Origin of the sequence: Microbacterium sp. SA156, from assembly GCF_049065455.1 — a bacterium.
GTDB lineage: Bacteria > Actinomycetota > Actinomycetes > Actinomycetales > Microbacteriaceae > Microbacterium > Microbacterium barkeri.
Window position 1 is genome coordinate 20,718 of sequence record NZ_JBAKGU010000022.1, and the last position, 15,713, is coordinate 36,430.

Consider the following 15,713-nt stretch of genomic DNA (forward strand, 5'->3'; position numbering starts at 1 on the left):
ATGCCCGGTCCGCTGACCTGCGAGGTGTTCGACACGATGACGGGCGCGCCGCGGCTTCCCGTGCGCCCGTCGGCGGCCCCGTGGACGCGCCGCTTGACGGGCACCGGGACGTGCCAGTACACGTTCCAGCTCGACGACATGCGCACCCGCAACGGCGCGCGGCTCTCCGCCGGGACGATCGACGGGCTGTTCAAGGAGCGGGCCAGGTCGATCGCGCTTCGTCGGGGGAACACGGTCGCGTACGCCGGGATCATCATGGCGACGGACTACGACGACGACTCCGGCGTGATGACCGTCGAGACGCACGAAGCGCGGGTGTTCGCCCGGTGGCGGATGCTCGCCGGGGTGAACAACATCACAGCCGCGCAGATGGAAGCGGACGGGCTGTCCGCCGAGGCGGCGGCCGGGATGATCACCGAGCGCATCCTCGGCTGGTCCGGGTGGGAGATGCCGATCGACTTCACCACGACGGGCGCCGGGGACTTCAAGATCGACAACCAGTGGTACGACTTCCGGTACGCCGAGGACCTGTACCAGGAGATCGAGAAGCGCGGGTACGAGATCGACCTCCACCCCGTGAGGACGGCGGCCGGGTACCGGTGGCAGCTGCGCGTGGCGCAGCGGATCAACACGGGCGTGATCCGCCTTCCTCAGCACCCGCGCCGGTCGATCGTGACGAACCTGAAGATCAAGACCGACGCGGCCAGCCAGGTCACGGGCGTGCTCGTGCGCGGAAAGGGCGAGGGTACCGACACCCTCACCGCGTGGGCGGGCAGCCCGACCCAGTTCGGCATCCCCGTCTCGGACGTCGTGCGCGACGCGGGAGACGTGTCCGACCTCACGACGCTGCAGGGCATCGCGAACGCGACGTGGGCGGAGTTCCAGGCGCGCACCGAGCAGTGGTCGTTCGGGCTCATGCTCGACGACCCGGCCATGCCGGTCACGCTCAGCCAGGTGCTCCCGGGGCGGCGCCTGGACATCGATCTGCGCGGCAACCGCCGCAAGCCCGACGACATCTACCAGCGGCGCGTGATCGCGCTCGCGGGCGACGCGCTCGGCAAGAACGTGCGACCGGAGGTGCACCCATGGTGAACGACCTGTCCGACCCGCGTCGCGTGCGCCGACGGGAGCTCGACGACGTCCGCCGCCAGCAGTCCCGCACCCGAGCGCAGTCGACGTCCGTGGACCGGGGTGCGTTCCGCATCAAGTCGGAGGAGGGTCTCGAGGTTGGCACGGCGGAGGACCCGACCGGGTCCGAGGTCGTGTACGGCATCCTCAAGATCATCGGCGAGCTGATCGGCAGCGGCACGGCCAACTGGGAGGGCACGTTCAACCAGACCGGCACGACGAACCTTCGTGGCCCGGTCAACGTCACCGGCGAGAACGGGACTCTGACCGTCGACGCCGAGACCCTGCTGCAGGGCCTCACCCGGGTGCTCGCCGACCTCCTCGTCGAGAACAACGGTCGCGTGATCGTCGGCGGCGTGACGCTCACACCGCTCGGCGGCGGGCGGATCCTCATCGGCACGGGAACGTCGCAGATCATCCTCGACACGACCCAGTTCAAGGTCGGCGCGGCTTTCCGGATGGACCCGGCGCACTCGACCACGGGCGCGCAGATGGAGTTCGGCCCGAACCGCCTCGGTCGCATCTTCGGCGACGACAACAGCATCGTAATGACCGTGATGGAGGACGGCTCCGCTGTGGCGGCGCTCTCGGTTATCGAGTCGTTCGCGTTCACCGGAATCGACGTGCTCGGCGAGATGCGCGCAGCCCAACTGACACCGCTGCCAAGCGGAGAGGCCTACGACCTCGTTGTGCGCTCGCGCGAGACCGGCAAGCTCCACGTGCACGCGGGCGGAACGGGCGGTGGGCCTGGTGACGGGATCTTCGCGTGGCCGTTCCCGCTCGATCAGGTCACGTCGGAGTTCCGCTCGGCCCAGCGCCCGGACCACGACGGGATCGACTTCGGCATCGGCCCGTCGAACACCGCGGGGACGCCGATCCCTGCGATGGGTGCCGCGGTCGTGCACACGATCCTCGCCGAGGGGCAGGGTCACGGGTGGGGCAACGGTGTGATCCTCGACCACGGCACGGACCCGATCTACAACGGCGGCGGCCACAACATCAAGACGCTCTACGCGCACATGAGCACGCCGCCCGTCGTCGGTCTCGGCGACGCGGTGGCGCTCGGCCAGGAGCTCGGCCCGATCGGGAACACGGGGAACAGCTTTGGCAACCACCTGCACCTCGAGGTGTGGGTCGACGACGTGCCCGTGAACCCGCGCGACTTCATGGCGCAGCACGGCGGCTGACTACTCCGCGCAGAAGTACGCCTTCGCGCTCGCGGTGAACGCCTGGTTCGGCGCGTCATCCAATCCCTCGAGCGGCATGATGTCGAACTGGCTCACGCCGGCGGCGAGCTGGTCGCAGACGTACGTGCCCGCTGTGACGATCTGCTCTTCCGTGAGATCGACGCCGAGCGACGCGTAGTACGGCGTCGCCCAGTCGATGAAGAACTGGCGGGTGTCGGCCGCGTCCGCGGTCGGCTGCGGCGTGGGCGTGACCTCGACGGGACCGCTCGTCTCCGTAGGCGTCGGGGCCGCGGTAGGCGTGGCCTCGGGCGCCGGCGTCTCGGTGGCCACGATGGTCTCGGCAGGCGCCGGGGTGTCCTGGGTGCTGAGGGCGTAGGCGCCGATCGCGCCGCCGCCGACGAGGACCGCGGCCGCGGTGAGGGTGGTGGCGAGGGTCGCGCGCTTCATCGGTTCCTCCGGACGTAGTTCTCGAGCGCCCGCCGGATGACGTCGCTGATCGTCTCGTCGTTGTTGTCGGCGGCGGTCTTCGCATCGTCCCACAGCTTCTCGGGGACGCGCACCTGGCGGGGCACCATGGGCTTCTTCGGCATGCCGTCAGGGTACACACAGACGTAAATACATACAAGGGGGCTTCCTGCATGGTCAAGTACATCTACACCGGGAGCCTGACCGATATTGGCGTGAACGACCTCGGGGACTACGAGCCGCGGCTGAGGGTGAGCCCGGAGGAAGAGGCGTTTGGGCCGGATGGTCTCGTGTCCGCGCAGGCGGTACCCGTCACGGTGAACGCCGACGGCACCTTCCAGATCTCGCTGGTGGCGTCGACGGACCTCGTCGGAGCGGCGACGCGGCGCTCCCCTGTGAGGCATGTGCTCGAGCTCGCGCTATTCCAGGAGAGCTTCGATGGCGCGAAGGTGCTTCACCGGCGCGACCAGTGGGCGTTCGTCGCGGCCGTCGGCGGTGGGCACATCGGCGATATGTACGAGTTCGTGTCGCACGGTCCGATCATCGGGGCCCTGGGCGCGCCGCCCGAGAACAACCAGGTGACCTGGATCGACCTGACCGACGTCAACGAGCAGGGCGTCAAGATCTACTTCCCGAGGAGGGCCTGATGGCAGGCAAGACCGTGATCATCGACACCGGTCGGCTGGGCGTGGTGCCCCCGGAGACGATGGCGCTCGCGATCCGTGCCGGCACGGTCGCGACCACCGCCGTCGACGAGCGCATCCAGGCCGTCGCGGCGGCGATCATCGCGGCCGACCCGACGATCAAGGAAGCAGCCGCGAACGCGCTCGCTGCCGAGATCGTCGAGCAGGGCCTGGTGCGGTTCGTCGACGAGGGCATCCCCTCGGGCGCTGAGCGCGCTCGCTACGTGGAGATCGTGGAGAGCTCCGATGGGACGCGCCTGATCCGGGGGATCACGGACCAGGGTGTCGTGCACGCCCCGCTTCAGGCGTCCCAGCAGATCGACCTCACCGAGAGCCCCTTCGCCCCGCCCGCAGCGCGCATGATCGCGAGCACACGGCCCGGGTACGCGCGCCTGTCGATCGCGAAGGGAGCGGACGGGTTCGAGCGTATGGCGGAGGACGCGCTCACCGAGGACGGGAAGATCCCGAACTGGGTGCTCGAGCGCATCTTCGACCGAGCCGGGAACCTCGGCCTGCTCACCGGCGTCGGCCCGCTGAAGATGCTCATCGTCGCGGGCCAGTCGAACGCGACCCAGCGCGGGTCGTCGACGCAGGTCGCGATGAACTTCCGCGATCCGCGTGTGCTGCGGTGGGACCACTCGGCGGGCGTGATCGTCGACACCCACCCGGTCGAGTGGCTCGGCACCGGGTTCGCGCGCGCGTGGGTGCGTGAGCATCCGGGTGAGCGGGTGCTGATCGTGCAGGCCGCGCTCGGCTCGACCGGGTTCCGGACGACGTCGCTGAACCCGCCCCCGGCGGGGTACGTGTACACGTCCGACGGGGGCGGCGGCACGTGGAACCGGAACTTCACGGCCGAGACCGGCCAGGTCGACCCGCACACGCTTCCGCAGGAGTACCTGATCGACCGGGTCGCGGCGGCGTCCGCCGCTGCGCAGGCGATGACCGGCGAGGTGCCGGAGAAGCTCGCGATGCTGTGGTCCCAGGGTGAGAACGACGTCGGCAACTACGAGTCGTACGGTGCCTGGCAGGACGACCTGTTCACCTGGATCCGTGGGCAGTGGGGCACCCCGAACCTGCCGATCATCGTCGGGTCCATGACCCCGTACCGGCTCGACCTCGACAACGTGAACGTCACCGGCCTGGACCGGGTGCAGCAGGACACCCCGTCCCGGCTGTCGCGGACGGCGTACAGCCGGGGCCCGTCCGGGTTCGAGGAGAACGCGTCCCGCATCCACTACCTGCCGCTCGCGCAGGAGCAGCGCGGAGCGGTCATGGCGGAGCGGGCGATGATCCGGGCGCTGCAGAACGCGACCGCCACGGACCCGGAAGTGGCCCTGCACCCGCCGCAGCGGATGACCGCGAACCGGGTGGGATCCCGGGTGCGGTTCGAGTGGGAGCACCCCTACTGTCGTGCCACGTCGATCGCCGGGGAGTACTCCACCGACGGCGGCTCGTCGTGGACGCCCATCACGTTCCCGAACGCGATGCCGGTGGAGTGGGAGATCACCACCGCCAGCCCGGTGCTCCTGCGCCTGTCGTCGAAGAACGGCGCGTTCACCTCGTACACCGCTGAGATCGGAGCCTGACATGACCGCTGTCACGAAGTACGCGAGCAGCCGGTGGGACTCGTCCCTCCCGGCCGCTCCGAAGGAGCCGTTCCAGGTCACGGGGTTCACGCCCGTGCACCGGTGGGACGCGACGGTCCTGCCGCAGGGCGCGACGATCACCGAGATCACCGACGAGGTCGGGGCGGTGCCGCTGACCACGACCGGGCTCACGCTCGGCGCGGCCGGCTTGCTCTCGTACGCGCAACTGACCGCGCAGGCGTCGCTGCTCGCATCCGGGCTGCCGTCCGCTGACTCGCGCACGTTCCTCGCGATCGCGCGCGCCATGCCGGGAGACACGGGCGCCGGCCCGTGGGCGATGCTCCGCGTCGGCGGATCGCTGACGTACAACATCTCCCAGCAGGACGCCGACGTCGCCGGACAGATCACCGGCACCACGGCGGCCGCGACGGACACGCCCCTGCCCGCCGCCCGCGGCGCCTGGCACGTGTACGCGTTCGTGATCCGAGACGGCTCCGCGAGCCACACCGCCGCCGTCGACGCCGCGACGCAGACCTTCACCGGGTCCGCGCGCGCGATGACGACCTACGCGCTCGGCATCTCCGGCAGCACCCGCCGCCGCCTGCAGTTCGCCTACGGCGTCACCTTCGCCGAAGCGATGAGCGACGCGCAGCTCATCTCCGCGAACAACGCCCTCCGCGCGCACTTCCCCGAGCTGTTCGGCTGAGCCGAGCGCACCCTCGCGAAGCCCCGCCCACAGTGGCGGGGCTTCGTCGTATCCGGAAGGAGTCCGCAATGAGCCGGATTCTGTGGCCCAACGGGACCACCACACCGCCGAACTTCTCCGCGGAGGGGCACTTCGGCTACCGCAAGAGCACCGCGCCGGGTGCGTCGAAGTACCACCGCGGCCTCGATATGTGGGGCATCGGCCGGATCTGCGCGATCGCGGACGGCACGGTCGTCGCCGTCGGCTGGGGCGCCGGGTACAGCTGGGGCGGCGGCTACCAGGTGTGGATCCAGCACGACGGGTTCTTCACCCGGTCCCTGCACCTCATGGCCTACTCGTCCCCGCTGCGTGTCGGCGACCAGGTGCGCGCGGGTGACTTCATCGGCCGCGAGGGACGCACAGGGGCGTACGAGGTGCACCTGCACCTCGAGATCACCCCCGGGCAGTGGCACGCCGCGAACACGGGGCAAGTCGACCCGAAGGCCTGGCTGTACGACCACGTCGGCGGGCAGTCCGCCGGCACCGACCAGGGCGGAACGCCCGACGACACCGATTACGCGAAGGAGCTCGAGATGAGCGCAGCAGACGACGTCAAGTGGATCAAGGACCGCATCGGCGGCTCCCTCTCCCGCGAGAAGAACCTCACGCAGGAGATCGACGAGCTGGCTCGGGAGAACGCCGAGCTGCGCGCCGATGTGGACTGGCTCAAGCAGCGCGTCGGCGGGTCGATCACCCGCAGGACGACCCTGTCGCAGGACGTCGACGCGATCAAGACCAAGCTCAAGGCCTGAGCCGTGGTGGCCCGGCAGGCCGTGACCCGGCGAGCGTGTCTCGTCGCGGTCGCGGCCCTCACCGCGTGGGCGTTCGGCGTCGCGGCGTCGTCGCTGATCTACGCGCGAGCGATCGGAGGGCCAGGATGAACCGGCTACTCCGCGCGCTCTGGCGTGCCTCGATCTGGCATCCAGACGCGATCCCGTCCGAGGAGGGCCGTGCGTCACGCGAGCTGAAGCGGTACGTGCTGCCGACGTTCGACGTGCTCATGATCGTGATGGGCCTCAACGCGGTGCGGTACGGGATGCCGTCGTTCGACCTCGTGTACAGCCCAGCGATCGCCGTGGCCGCGGCATGGCTGCTGCTCGCCGCCGGCGTGCTCGCGCTGGCGGGGATCTCGTTTCCGCGCCTGTGGATCGCGGAGGCGCTCGGGAAGCTCGCGATGGTCGTCGTGCTCGGCGGGTACGCGGGCGCCCTGTGGGCGCTGCTCCTCGCGGGCGAATGGGCGCGCGCGTTCGTCGCTGCCGGGCTCACGGCGATGATCGTGCTCCCCATGTGGAACCTCGCGCGTCTCGGCCGGGAACGGCAGGGGAGGCGCGCACAGAAGACGGGCGGGCGTTGATGGACTGGATCGGGACCGTGATCGCATCCGTGTCCAGTCTCGCGGTCGGGCTCGGCGGAGCCTGGCTGCTGTTCCGGCAGAAGAAGGTCGAAGCCGAGACCGAGGAGTCGAAGCTCGAAGCGTCCGCGACCGACGCGTTCCTGAAGGGGCAGCAGGCGTTCCAGACCTACGTCGATGGGATCGTGCAGGCCAGGGTCGCGGCCGCAGTCGCGGAGCTGCAGGACGAACTCGGCAAGGTGCGCGCGGAGATGGCGACCATGCGCCGCGAGTCCCACGAGATGAACGACGCCATCCGCGCCCGCGAGACGCAGCTGTGGCTCTGGAACATCCGCAACCGACCCGGGCCGATGCCGGAGCTCCCGCACGCACTCCTCGCTCGCCTCGGCATCAGCCACCTCTCGACCTACACCGACCTCGGCGACACCCAGCCGACCTCCCCGAAGGAGACCTCATGAACCTGAACGATCGCGCCGTCGCGGTGATCCGCACGGCCGTTCCCGTCCTCGTCGGCTCGCTGATCGCGTGGCTGACGTCGCTCGTCCCGGCCGTCGCGGACGTGCTCGCGTGGATCGACGCGAACCTCTCCGACGCGCTCGGCGGCCCGGTGGTCGAGCTGATCAAGCTCGCGGCCGTCGGCGCGGTCATCACCGCGTACTACGCGCTCGTGCGGTGGCTATCGAAGCGGTGGCCGCAACTCGAGCTGCTGCTCGGATCGAGCAAGGTGCCGGTGCACTACGTCACCCCGGCACCGCAGACGTCGCCGCCCGAGCCTGACACGAACATCGCGGGACCCCGCGCGCCGTGAAGATCGCACCGATCGAGAACGTCGCGGGCGGCTGGACCTTCCGCTGTCCCGGATGCGGCACCAACCACCAGATCACGACCCCGAAGTGGGAGTTCAACGGCGACGTCGACCGGCCAACGATCGGGGGATCGGTGCTGGTCGGCGGCACGCAGTGGGCGGCCGACCACCCCTTCCACAAGGCAGCGCATTCCGCGGTTCCTGCGGGCGGGGCGACCGTCTGCCACTCGTTCGTCCGTGATGGCCGGATCGAATTCCTGACTGACTCGACGCACGCCCTCGCGGGCCAGACTGTCGAGCTGCCCCACTGGCCGCACGCCTAGACCGACTCCGCCCCTCCTGGGTGAGCTACAGACACCGCACGCGGTGGCTGGCTCCCCGGGAGGGGCTGTTTCGTGTTGCCTGCTCCGGGAAGCAATAGGCTTGCGCGCATGTCCTGGGCAACAGACGAGTCGGGCGAGCTTACGCCGACGATGCAGATCCACTTCGTCGAGATCGTGTTCGACCGAGCCGAGGACATGGTTAGGGGAGCGCTTGAACTCGAGAAGGCCCTGAGCATGTCGCTCGGGACCGAACCGGTGTTCCGGGCGCTAGACGGGGTGCTGATCGCTGGCGGGAGAATCGCTGCGGCGATCAAGCCGCTGAGGAGCGCCAAGAAGACGGCCGCCGACGTGCGGGCGATCCGTAGCGCCCGCGAGGAGTTCATGACGCAGGTGTTCGGCGACCCTGCCCTGGACGTGCTGCAGGAGCGCGCCGTGCGGCACCGGGTCGAGCATTTCGATGAGTACCTCGAGAGCGCACTGGCGGCCGCGGAACCTGGCGCGGGGATGGTGCGCCTCGTAGGGCCAAGAGATGCCGTACGCATCATGGATTCGCCCGATGCAATCTGGGTCCGGCATTTCGATCCAGACACAGGCATGTACTCGGTGCTGGATACAGAGCAGGTGAACGTGCGTGAGCTGGTGCGCGCAGGTGTGCTCGCGCGCGACATAGCCCGACGCTGGCTCATTGAAAGGAACCACCCTCGAGCTGTCCGGGGTTAGACGTATGCTCGCGGGCCGTGGGTAGCAAGCGTCCTCCGTCGTCCGAGTCGATCGATCGCGCGTTCCAGTCGCGGCGCCCGGTGACGCTCCCCACGCAGGCGTACGACGACGAGCGGATCGAGTGGGCACCGAGGGACAGCCCGGTTCCTGTGTGGGCGTGGGTGCAGTTCACCGAAGGCCCAGCGGAGAAGGTCGCGGCGGTGGCGGAGGGGTGGACGAGCAAGGTCGTCCTGCTGCGTGTGCCGTCGGAGGGCGGGGAGCGGTCGGTGATCGTGTGGCGGCAGGCGGTCACTCGCCGGGCGGCTGGCTGAGGTACTCGCCGAGCATCCGCACGAGCTCGTCGACGTCGGCCGCGCCGGCGACGGCGAGGAGGTCGCGGACCTCGGACGGGGTGAGCATGCCGCCGAGCGTACCGATGTCGGTGGTCGGATGGAGGATCGGACGCGATGCCAACACCGACACCTGCACAGCTGATCGACTTCGAGAAGGCCCACTGGGAGCACTCCGGGACCAAGGAAGAGGCGATCCGCCGCGAGCTCGGGCTGACGCCTCCGCGCTACTACGTGCTGCTCCTGCGCGCCGTCGCGGACCTGGAAGGGATCCGGCACGACGCGCTCTGGGCGGCGCGGATCCGACGACGCTTCGACGGGAGCCGAGCCGCGTGACGTGGCCACGTTTTGGCCACAGTCTGCCGCCATCCGGGTAGGTCAGCGTCGGTCAAGTTAGGCCGTATCCCGCATGTTTTCGCGGGCGAGCGCCCCAGGGCGCGGGCGAGTTTAGAACCACGACTTCTTCTCGGGGTCGGGCTCGTCGTACGTGATCGGCAAGGCCGTCGCGACGGAGGACGACGACTGGGACTTCTGATCCCGTGCATGCCAAGAGGGCGGCTCCTTCGGGAGCCGCCCTTTTCGCGTCTGCGTCTCAGCGTCGGACGAGGAACACGTCGACCTCGTCCTCGCTGTCGAGCGCGAATCCCATCCGCTCGTAGAGCCGACGTGCGGGACTGCCCTGCAACACGTTGAGCCGGAAGGGCCCTGCGCCGTCGAGCGCCGCCGTGAGCACCGCCGTCCCGATTCCACGCCCCTGCAGGTGCGGCGACAGATAGAAGTGCTCGATCCACGTGCCGTCGGCGGATGGCCGGATCCCGACGGTTCCGGCGTCAGCTCCGTCGACGACGATCACCTTCGTGAGAGCGGGATCGAAGGCGGCGAGGAAGCGCGTGCGCACACGCTCCGGGTCGCAGCGGCCGAGGCGCTCGAGGTCGGCGCGGAGCACGTCGGCTCGCAGCTCGGCGATCCACGCGGCGTCCGACGCGACGGCGGGGCGGAGGGTCCAGCGCATCCCCTCAGCGTAGGGGGAGTGCGTCCGGGGACAGCCGAAGCGATCGGCCTGATGGAGCGCGCGTCGTACGGTGGCTTCATGGCGAGTGAGATCGAAGCGCACTGGGAGACGACCGGGCGCGCCGAGGTCTACGCGGGACGTGTCCGCCTTGTCGACCACGCCGTCGTCCTCCCGGACGGAACGCGAACGCACTACGAGGTCGACGAGAGCATTCCCTTCGCGGTCGCGACGCTCGTCATCGACGGCGGTGACGTCATCCTCACGCGCCAGTACCGGTATCCGCTCGACCGGTGGATCTACGACCTTCCGGGTGGCGCCGGCGCCGCGACCGAGTCGCCGAGCGCTGCCGCGCGCCGCGAGCTCGAGGAGGAGCTCGGTCTCGCGCCCCGTGCACTGAGGCACCTGCATACGTTCGCCGTCAATCCCGGGCGCTCCGCGTGGCCCGTCCACCTCTTCTTCTGCGATGCCTGGACGTCGGTCGGACCCGCGGACGCGTCCGACCCGTCCGAGGAGGTGCGCCTCGTCCGCATGGCGCTGCACGAGCTCGACGCGGCGATCGCGAGCGGCGAGATCGTCGACCCCTCCCTGATCGTGGCCCTCGCGTGCGCGGCCGCGAGCGGGCTTCTGCCACCTCTCGGCGCGACCGCGCAGGACCCGCTTCGAGCGTGAGCCGCACCCCGGTGACGCGCGGCTCGACGACATCCGCTCTTCGCAACGAAGGGTGTCGGTGACGCCTCGTACCCTGGAAGGCGTGCTCGTGGGTGTGATCAGACGAAACGACAGCGGCAAGCTCGAGGCCGAGGCGGAGACGCAGGCGGAGGTCCGCGAGGCACTCGAGGCGCAGGTCCCGGCGGGGCACGTCCTCACGGACGCGACGGTCGCCATGGCCAAGCGCTCGACGCGGATCAGCGCGGTGGGCGTGTACCGCAGCACCGAGATCGCGGAGATCGAGGCCGACGACATGGCGAGTCTCGAGGCGAAGGTGCCCGAGGGATGGTCGCTCCTGTCGGTGCGGCGGCTCTGAGCCCACCTGCGCGAAGGCGCCGCCCGCGAGACCTGCGGGCGGCGCCTTCGCGTCGAGGAGGGCCTCAGCCCAGCGGAACCGAGCCGACGAGGATGCCGACGGCGAGCATGACGAGCGAGACGACCGTCGCGCGCCACAGCACCTTCTTGTGGTGATCGCCGAGGTTGACGTTGGCGAGCGACACGAGCAGCAGGATGGCCGGCACGAGCGGGCTCTGCAGGTGGACCGGCTGCCCGATCACGGATGCGCGGGCCATCTCAGCGGGGGAGATGCCGTACGTCGCCGCGCTCTCGGCGAGGATCGGCAGGATGCCGTAGTAGAACGCATCGTTCGACATGAAGAAGGTCATGGGGATCGACAGCAGACCCGTGATCACGGCGAAGAACGGGCCGAGCGCGGGCGGGACGATGTCGACGACCCAGTCGGCCATGGCCGTGACCATGCCCGTGCCATCCAGCACTCCGACGAGCACGCCCGCCGCGAGCACCATCGAGACGACGCCCACGATGCTGGGTGCGTGCGCGACGATCTCGGCGCTCTGCTCCTTGAGCTTCGGGAAGTTCAGGATGAGCGCGATGCCCGTGCCGATCATGAAGACGAATGCGAGGGGCAGGACGTCCATGACGAGCAGGACCATGACCGCGACCGTGAGCGCGAGGTTGAACCAGATGAGCTTCGGGCGCAGGGTGGGACGGTCGGGGCTCAGCATCGTGTCGGCCATGGCCGTATCGCGCTCGTCCTCGGCGATCACGGCGGGCGCCGCGAGGCCCGATCCCTTCACCGTGAGGACGTTCGTGGTGCCGAGCACGGCACGCGCGCCGGGCGTTCCGACGCCCGACCGCAGCCGCGGAACGCGCATGCCGAAGCGTCCCGCTCGCGTGCTGCCGCCATCCGCCTGCGCCTCGTCGAGCCCGGTGAGGCTGAGCTTGCCGAGGCGGCGGCGCTCCGAGAGCCCGAGGAGCCAGGACAGGCCGAGCGCCACGGCGAGACCCACGGCGAGGGAGGGGATCATCGGGACGAAGACGTCGGTCGGCTGGAGGCCGAGTGCGGTCGCCGCGCGCACGGTCGGACCGCCCCACGGCACGATGTTGAGCGTGCCGTTCATGAGGCCCGCGACGCACGTGAGGACGACCGGGCTCATCCCGAGGCGCAGGTAGAGCGGGAGCATCGCCGACGTCGTGATGATGAACGTCGTGGACCCGTCGCCGTCGAGCGAGACCGCGCCGGCCAGGAGCGCCGTGCCGAGCACGACCTTTGCGGGGTCGTCGCCGAGGGCGCGGGTGATGAAGCGGATGAGCGGGTCGAACAGGCCGACGTCGATCATGATGCCGAAGTACATGATCGCGAACATGAGCAGCGCGGCCGTCGGCGCCATGTCGCCGATGGCCGAGATGACCATGTCGCCGAGGCCGAGCCCGGCGCCCGCGAAGAGCCCGAAGATCGTGGGCACGAGGATGAGCGCGACCATGGGCGTGAGCCGCTTGGTCATGATGAGCACCATGAACGCGAGGATCATGGTGAAACCGAGGATGACGAGCATGTGACGTCCTTGTCGTCGTGTCGCAGCGCGTCGTCGCGTGCGGCGGTGGAGCGTACGCGGCGACGATACGGAATCGGCTCGGCGCAGGAGGGGATGCGCGCATTGCGCAGGGATCTGCGCGTTGAGTCGGTTGTGCGCATTCTGCTCACGCGACGCGGAGAGGATACTCGACCTATGCGGTTCACGACGCGGGTGTTCGCGATGCAACTCATCGCGGCCGCGGTCGTCATCGCGGTGTGCGTCTCGGCGTTCGCGCTGCTCGGGATCGGCCAGCTGCGCGACGAGGCGGAGTCGACGGCGCTCGCGGTCGCGCGGACGGTCGCGAGCGACCCCCAGGTGCGGGCGGATGTCGCGTCGTACGCGGGGCGGGAACGGCTGGATGGCGAAGCGCTCGCCGAAGGCGCGCTGCAGGACTATGCGGCCGAGATCGTCGAGCGCACCGAGACGCTCTTCGTCGTCATCGCGAACGACCTCGGCCTCCGGCTCGCGCACCCGGACCCCACGCTGCTCGGCGAGCGGGTGAGCACCGATTTCACGCGGGTGATCGCAGGAGAAGAGGTCGTGGCCTGGGAGCGCGGGACCCTCGGCGAGTCGGTGCGCGCGAAGGTGCCCGTCCGCTCTCCGGATGGCGAGGCGATCGTGGGCGAGGTGAGCGTCGGCTTCGCACCCGCTCGCGTCTTCGCGGATGCTCCTCTGCTCGTGGCGCTCTTCGTCGCGATCGCGGTGGTCGCCCTCGCGGTCGCGGCGCTCGTGTCGACCCTCATCCGCCGACGGCTCGAGCGGCTGACGCGCGGCGTGCAGCCGGAGGAGCTCGGTGGTCTGCTGCAGAGCCGCGCCGCCATCCTCGAGGGCGTGCACGACGGGGTGCTCGCGGTATCGGACGACGGTCGCGTGCGCGCGGCGAACGAGGCCGCGCTCGAGATCGTCGGGGACGCGCAGGCGGTCGGGCGCCGCCTCGAAGAGCTCGATCTGCCGCCGCGGCTGCGGGCCGCGCTCACGCGGGCGCTCGACGGCGAGGCATTCGTGACCGGCGAGCTCGTGCTCGCCGACCGTGTCGCCTACGTCGAGGTGCGGCGGGTCCGGCACGAGGGGCGCTCGCTCGGCGTCGTCGCCGTGCTGCGGGATCGGACGGATGTCGTCGCGCTCGCCGAGCGCCTCGATGCCGTGCGCGCCGCGACGAACGCCATGCGCGCGCAGCGCCACGAGTTCGCGAACCGGGTGCATGCGGTTCGCGGCATGCTCGCGGCAGGGCGCATCGACGAGGCGCAGGGGCTGCTCGGCGAGTTCGCGGATCGCGGCGCTCTGCCGGAGGAGGCCGGGATCGATGTCGCGGATCCGTTCCTGCGATCCTTCCTCGCGGCCAAGCGGGTCGAAGCGGCGGAGCGGGGCGTCGAGCTGCGGATCGGGGCCGACACCTTCCTCGTCGGGGCGGTGGCCGAGCCCGAGGACGTCGCGGCCGTGCTCGGCAACCTCGTCGACAATGCCGTCACAGCCGCCGCGGCCGGGGCGGAGCCCCGGTGGGTCGAGGTATCGCTCCTCGATGCGGGAGAAGAGCTCGCGGTGACGGTCGTCGACTCCGGGCCGGGCGTCGACGATCCCGAGAGCGTGTTCGAGCGCGCGCGGGCGGCCGAGGACGACGTATCGTCGCGCGTGCACGGCCGCGGGATCGGGCTGCCCCTCGCGCGGCGGTTCACCCGACGGCGCGGCGGCGAGCTGTGGCTGGCCGAGGCGCGCGGCGTCGGGCATGGCGCTGTGTTCGCGGCGCGTCTGCCCGGTGTCATGCGCTCGCGAACGGCCGACGACGGGGAGGATGGGATGACGGCAGAGGGGGACGCGACGTGACCGGCGACATCCGAGTGCTCATCGTCGACGACGACTTCCGCGTGAGCGGCATCCATCGCGACATCGTGGCGGCGCGCGCCGGCTTCGAGACGCTCCCGCCCGTGCGCGACGCGTCATCGGCGCGCACGGCCATCCGCGACCTCCGTCCGGATCTGCTGCTCCTCGACGTCTACCTGCCGGATGGCGATGGCATCGAGATCGGGCGGGAGTCCGGCATCGATCGCTTCGTGCTGAGCGCGGCCGACGACGTGCCCACCATCCGCCGCGCGCTTGGCTCCGGTGCGCTGCACTACCTCGTGAAGCCCTTCGATCCGCGGGCGCTGCAGGACCGGCTCGATCGGTACGCCCGGTTCCGCAACCTCCTCTCCTCGGGAAGCGCGACGCAGGAGACGATCGACCGCGCGATGGCCGTGCTGCACGGGGGAGCGGCGACGACGCCCGCCCGCGCCGGCACGCAGCAGCTCATCCTCGACGCGCTCGCCGAGGGGGAGGCCTCGAGCGTCGAACTCGCCGAGCGCGTGGGGGTCTCGCGCGCGACCGCGCAGCGGCATCTCGCAGAGCTCGCGGCCCGCGGCGCTGTGGAGGTGGCGCTGCAGTACGGATCGGCTGGACGCCCTGAGCACCGGTATCGCGTGAGCTGAGTCCTCCGTCGTCTGGTGCGCTGTCCTCTGGTGTGCCTGTCGTTTGGTGTGCTGTCGTTTGGTGCGCTGTCGTTTGGTGCGCTGGGTGGATGTCGGTGGTGTGTGCTAGCGCTCGTCGCAGAAACTTCCCGATCAGGGGAAGAAAAGTGTTGCGTTCGTCGTATCGATGTTCTATGCTGGCCGTATGGCGAAGGAGCCAGGATTCGAACCTCTCTTCCCGGGCGCGGCGGTCCGGGACGCGCTGACGCGACTGGAAGGCCTGGCCGAGGGCGTGCGCGGGGTGACGGATGCGGACCTGATCGCGTTCGCGGGGGAGGTCGAGCACCTCGGGC

Annotated in this window: 21 protein-coding genes; 17 read left to right on the forward strand and 4 right to left on the reverse strand. The window is 70.1% G+C overall.

Translation table 11 applies throughout. The features are described from left to right. Both ACOWU6_RS15795 and ACOWU6_RS15800 read left to right on the forward strand, forming a co-directional pair. Positions 1-1,092, forward strand: a complete 1,092-nt coding sequence (locus ACOWU6_RS15795) for a hypothetical protein (protein ID WP_421076286.1) — start codon at positions 1-3, stop codon at positions 1,090-1,092. Beyond that, positions 1,086-2,315, forward strand: coding sequence for a M23 family metallopeptidase (locus ACOWU6_RS15800; RefSeq protein ID WP_421076287.1), 1,230 nt, complete (start codon positions 1,086-1,088; stop codon positions 2,313-2,315). The genes ACOWU6_RS15795 and ACOWU6_RS15800 overlap by 7 nt, the downstream gene beginning before the upstream one ends. On the opposite strand, the gene ACOWU6_RS15805 is transcribed toward ACOWU6_RS15800, so the two are convergent. Together ACOWU6_RS15805 and ACOWU6_RS15810 are read right to left on the reverse strand one after the other, a co-directional pair. Then, complete coding sequence (locus ACOWU6_RS15805) at positions 2,316-2,762, reverse strand: hypothetical protein (protein WP_421076288.1); 447 nt, start codon at positions 2,760-2,762, stop codon at positions 2,316-2,318. Then, the gene (locus ACOWU6_RS15810; protein ID WP_421076289.1) at positions 2,759-2,905 is read right to left on the reverse strand and encodes a hypothetical protein; all 147 of its coding nucleotides are present in this window, start codon (positions 2,903-2,905) and stop codon (positions 2,759-2,761) included. Before ACOWU6_RS15810 ends, ACOWU6_RS15805 begins: the two co-directional genes overlap by 4 nt. Positions 2,906-2,953: 48 nt before the next feature. Here ACOWU6_RS15810 and ACOWU6_RS15815 point away from each other — a divergent pair, with 48 nt between their 5' ends. The 11 genes from ACOWU6_RS15815 to ACOWU6_RS15865 all read left to right on the forward strand — a co-directional run bounded on the left by ACOWU6_RS15815 (position 2,954) and on the right by ACOWU6_RS15865 (position 9,658). After that, complete coding sequence (locus tag ACOWU6_RS15815; protein ID WP_421076290.1) at positions 2,954-3,427, forward strand: hypothetical protein; 474 nt, start codon at positions 2,954-2,956, stop codon at positions 3,425-3,427. After that, the gene (locus ACOWU6_RS15820; protein ID WP_421076291.1) at positions 3,427-5,049 is read left to right on the forward strand and encodes a sialate O-acetylesterase; all 1,623 of its coding nucleotides are present in this window, start codon (positions 3,427-3,429) and stop codon (positions 5,047-5,049) included. The genes ACOWU6_RS15815 and ACOWU6_RS15820 overlap by 1 nt, the downstream gene beginning before the upstream one ends. Position 5,050: 1 nt before the next feature. Then, a complete protein-coding gene (locus ACOWU6_RS15825) occupies positions 5,051-5,755 on the forward strand; it encodes a hypothetical protein (RefSeq protein WP_421076292.1) in 705 nt (234 codons plus the stop codon). Positions 5,756-5,823: 68 nt separating this feature from the next. Then, on the forward strand, positions 5,824-6,546 hold the full coding sequence (locus ACOWU6_RS15830; RefSeq protein ID WP_421076293.1) for a peptidoglycan DD-metalloendopeptidase family protein: 723 nt from the start codon (positions 5,824-5,826) through the stop codon (positions 6,544-6,546). 125 nt (positions 6,547-6,671) lie between these two features. Continuing rightward, entirely contained in the window at positions 6,672-7,148 is a 477-nt protein-coding gene (locus ACOWU6_RS15835; RefSeq protein WP_421076294.1) for a hypothetical protein, read from the forward strand. Between the two features lie 17 nt (positions 7,149-7,165). After that, positions 7,166-7,603 carry a hypothetical protein gene (locus tag ACOWU6_RS15840; RefSeq protein ID WP_421076295.1) on the forward strand — a complete coding sequence of 146 codons (438 nt, stop codon included), beginning with the start codon at positions 7,166-7,168 and terminating at the stop codon, positions 7,601-7,603. Then, positions 7,600-7,953, forward strand: coding sequence for a hypothetical protein (locus ACOWU6_RS15845; RefSeq protein WP_421076296.1), 354 nt, complete (start codon positions 7,600-7,602; stop codon positions 7,951-7,953). The genes ACOWU6_RS15840 and ACOWU6_RS15845 overlap by 4 nt, the downstream gene beginning before the upstream one ends. Further along, positions 7,950-8,273 carry a DUF6527 family protein gene (locus tag ACOWU6_RS15850; protein WP_421076297.1) on the forward strand — a complete coding sequence of 108 codons (324 nt, stop codon included), beginning with the start codon at positions 7,950-7,952 and terminating at the stop codon, positions 8,271-8,273. The genes ACOWU6_RS15845 and ACOWU6_RS15850 overlap by 4 nt, the downstream gene beginning before the upstream one ends. A 108-nt stretch (positions 8,274-8,381) precedes the next feature. Continuing rightward, positions 8,382-8,993, forward strand: coding sequence for a hypothetical protein (locus ACOWU6_RS15855; protein WP_421076298.1), 612 nt, complete (start codon positions 8,382-8,384; stop codon positions 8,991-8,993). Positions 8,994-9,010: 17 nt separating this feature from the next. Beyond that, on the forward strand, positions 9,011-9,304 hold the full coding sequence (locus tag ACOWU6_RS15860; protein ID WP_421076299.1) for a hypothetical protein: 294 nt from the start codon (positions 9,011-9,013) through the stop codon (positions 9,302-9,304). Positions 9,305-9,439: 135 nt separating this feature from the next. Then, entirely contained in the window at positions 9,440-9,658 is a 219-nt protein-coding gene (locus ACOWU6_RS15865; RefSeq protein WP_421076300.1) for a DUF3263 domain-containing protein, read from the forward strand. Positions 9,659-9,914: 256 nt separating this feature from the next. On the opposite strand, the gene ACOWU6_RS15870 is transcribed toward ACOWU6_RS15865, so the two are convergent. Beyond that, positions 9,915-10,334: a GNAT family N-acetyltransferase gene (locus ACOWU6_RS15870; RefSeq protein ID WP_421076301.1), complete on the reverse strand. Its 420-nt coding sequence runs from the start codon at positions 10,332-10,334 to the stop codon at positions 9,915-9,917. A 78-nt stretch (positions 10,335-10,412) separates the two neighbouring features. Here ACOWU6_RS15870 and ACOWU6_RS15875 point away from each other — a divergent pair, with 78 nt between their 5' ends. Continuing rightward, positions 10,413-11,003, forward strand: a complete 591-nt coding sequence (locus tag ACOWU6_RS15875) for an NUDIX hydrolase (RefSeq protein ID WP_421076302.1) — start codon at positions 10,413-10,415, stop codon at positions 11,001-11,003. 82 nt (positions 11,004-11,085) lie between these two features. After that, positions 11,086-11,358: a hypothetical protein gene (locus ACOWU6_RS15880; RefSeq protein ID WP_310089637.1), complete on the forward strand. Its 273-nt coding sequence runs from the start codon at positions 11,086-11,088 to the stop codon at positions 11,356-11,358. 64 nt (positions 11,359-11,422) lie between these two features. On the opposite strand, the gene ACOWU6_RS15885 is transcribed toward ACOWU6_RS15880, so the two are convergent. Beyond that, a complete protein-coding gene (locus tag ACOWU6_RS15885) occupies positions 11,423-12,898 on the reverse strand; it encodes a CitMHS family transporter (protein ID WP_282980537.1) in 1,476 nt (491 codons plus the stop codon). A 174-nt stretch (positions 12,899-13,072) separates the two neighbouring features. Here ACOWU6_RS15885 and ACOWU6_RS15890 point away from each other — a divergent pair, with 174 nt between their 5' ends. Both ACOWU6_RS15890 and ACOWU6_RS15895 read left to right on the forward strand, forming a co-directional pair. Then, the gene (locus tag ACOWU6_RS15890) at positions 13,073-14,740 is read left to right on the forward strand and encodes an ATP-binding protein (RefSeq protein WP_421076303.1); all 1,668 of its coding nucleotides are present in this window, start codon (positions 13,073-13,075) and stop codon (positions 14,738-14,740) included. Further along, positions 14,737-15,381: a response regulator gene (locus tag ACOWU6_RS15895; protein ID WP_421076304.1), complete on the forward strand. Its 645-nt coding sequence runs from the start codon at positions 14,737-14,739 to the stop codon at positions 15,379-15,381. The genes ACOWU6_RS15890 and ACOWU6_RS15895 overlap by 4 nt, the downstream gene beginning before the upstream one ends. Positions 15,382-15,713 lie beyond the last annotated feature (332 nt).

Coding starts and splice junctions, on each gene's coding strand:
- ACOWU6_RS15830 (WP_421076293.1), top strand. CDS start 5,824: ATGAGCCGGATTCTGTGGCCCAACGGGACCACCACACCGCCGAACTTC.
- ACOWU6_RS15875 (WP_421076302.1), top strand. CDS start 10,413: ATGGCGAGTGAGATCGAAGCGCACTGGGAGACGACCGGGCGCGCCGAG.
- ACOWU6_RS15865 (WP_421076300.1), top strand. CDS start 9,440: ATGCCAACACCGACACCTGCACAGCTGATCGACTTCGAGAAGGCCCAC.
- ACOWU6_RS15855 (WP_421076298.1), top strand. CDS start 8,382: ATGTCCTGGGCAACAGACGAGTCGGGCGAGCTTACGCCGACGATGCAG.
- ACOWU6_RS15835 (WP_421076294.1), top strand. CDS start 6,672: ATGAACCGGCTACTCCGCGCGCTCTGGCGTGCCTCGATCTGGCATCCA.
- ACOWU6_RS15885 (WP_282980537.1), bottom strand. CDS start 12,898: ATGCTCGTCATCCTCGGTTTCACCATGATCCTCGCGTTCATGGTGCTC.
- ACOWU6_RS15815 (WP_421076290.1), top strand. CDS start 2,954: ATGGTCAAGTACATCTACACCGGGAGCCTGACCGATATTGGCGTGAAC.
- ACOWU6_RS15845 (WP_421076296.1), top strand. CDS start 7,600: ATGAACCTGAACGATCGCGCCGTCGCGGTGATCCGCACGGCCGTTCCC.
- ACOWU6_RS15825 (WP_421076292.1), top strand. CDS start 5,051: ATGACCGCTGTCACGAAGTACGCGAGCAGCCGGTGGGACTCGTCCCTC.
- ACOWU6_RS15810 (WP_421076289.1), bottom strand. CDS start 2,905: ATGCCGAAGAAGCCCATGGTGCCCCGCCAGGTGCGCGTCCCCGAGAAG.
- ACOWU6_RS15800 (WP_421076287.1), top strand. CDS start 1,086: ATGGTGAACGACCTGTCCGACCCGCGTCGCGTGCGCCGACGGGAGCTC.
- ACOWU6_RS15890 (WP_421076303.1), top strand. CDS start 13,073: ATGCGGTTCACGACGCGGGTGTTCGCGATGCAACTCATCGCGGCCGCG.
- ACOWU6_RS15795 (WP_421076286.1), top strand. CDS start 1: ATGCCCGGTCCGCTGACCTGCGAGGTGTTCGACACGATGACGGGCGCG.
- ACOWU6_RS15870 (WP_421076301.1), bottom strand. CDS start 10,334: ATGCGCTGGACCCTCCGCCCCGCCGTCGCGTCGGACGCCGCGTGGATC.
- ACOWU6_RS15805 (WP_421076288.1), bottom strand. CDS start 2,762: ATGAAGCGCGCGACCCTCGCCACCACCCTCACCGCGGCCGCGGTCCTC.
- ACOWU6_RS15820 (WP_421076291.1), top strand. CDS start 3,427: ATGGCAGGCAAGACCGTGATCATCGACACCGGTCGGCTGGGCGTGGTG.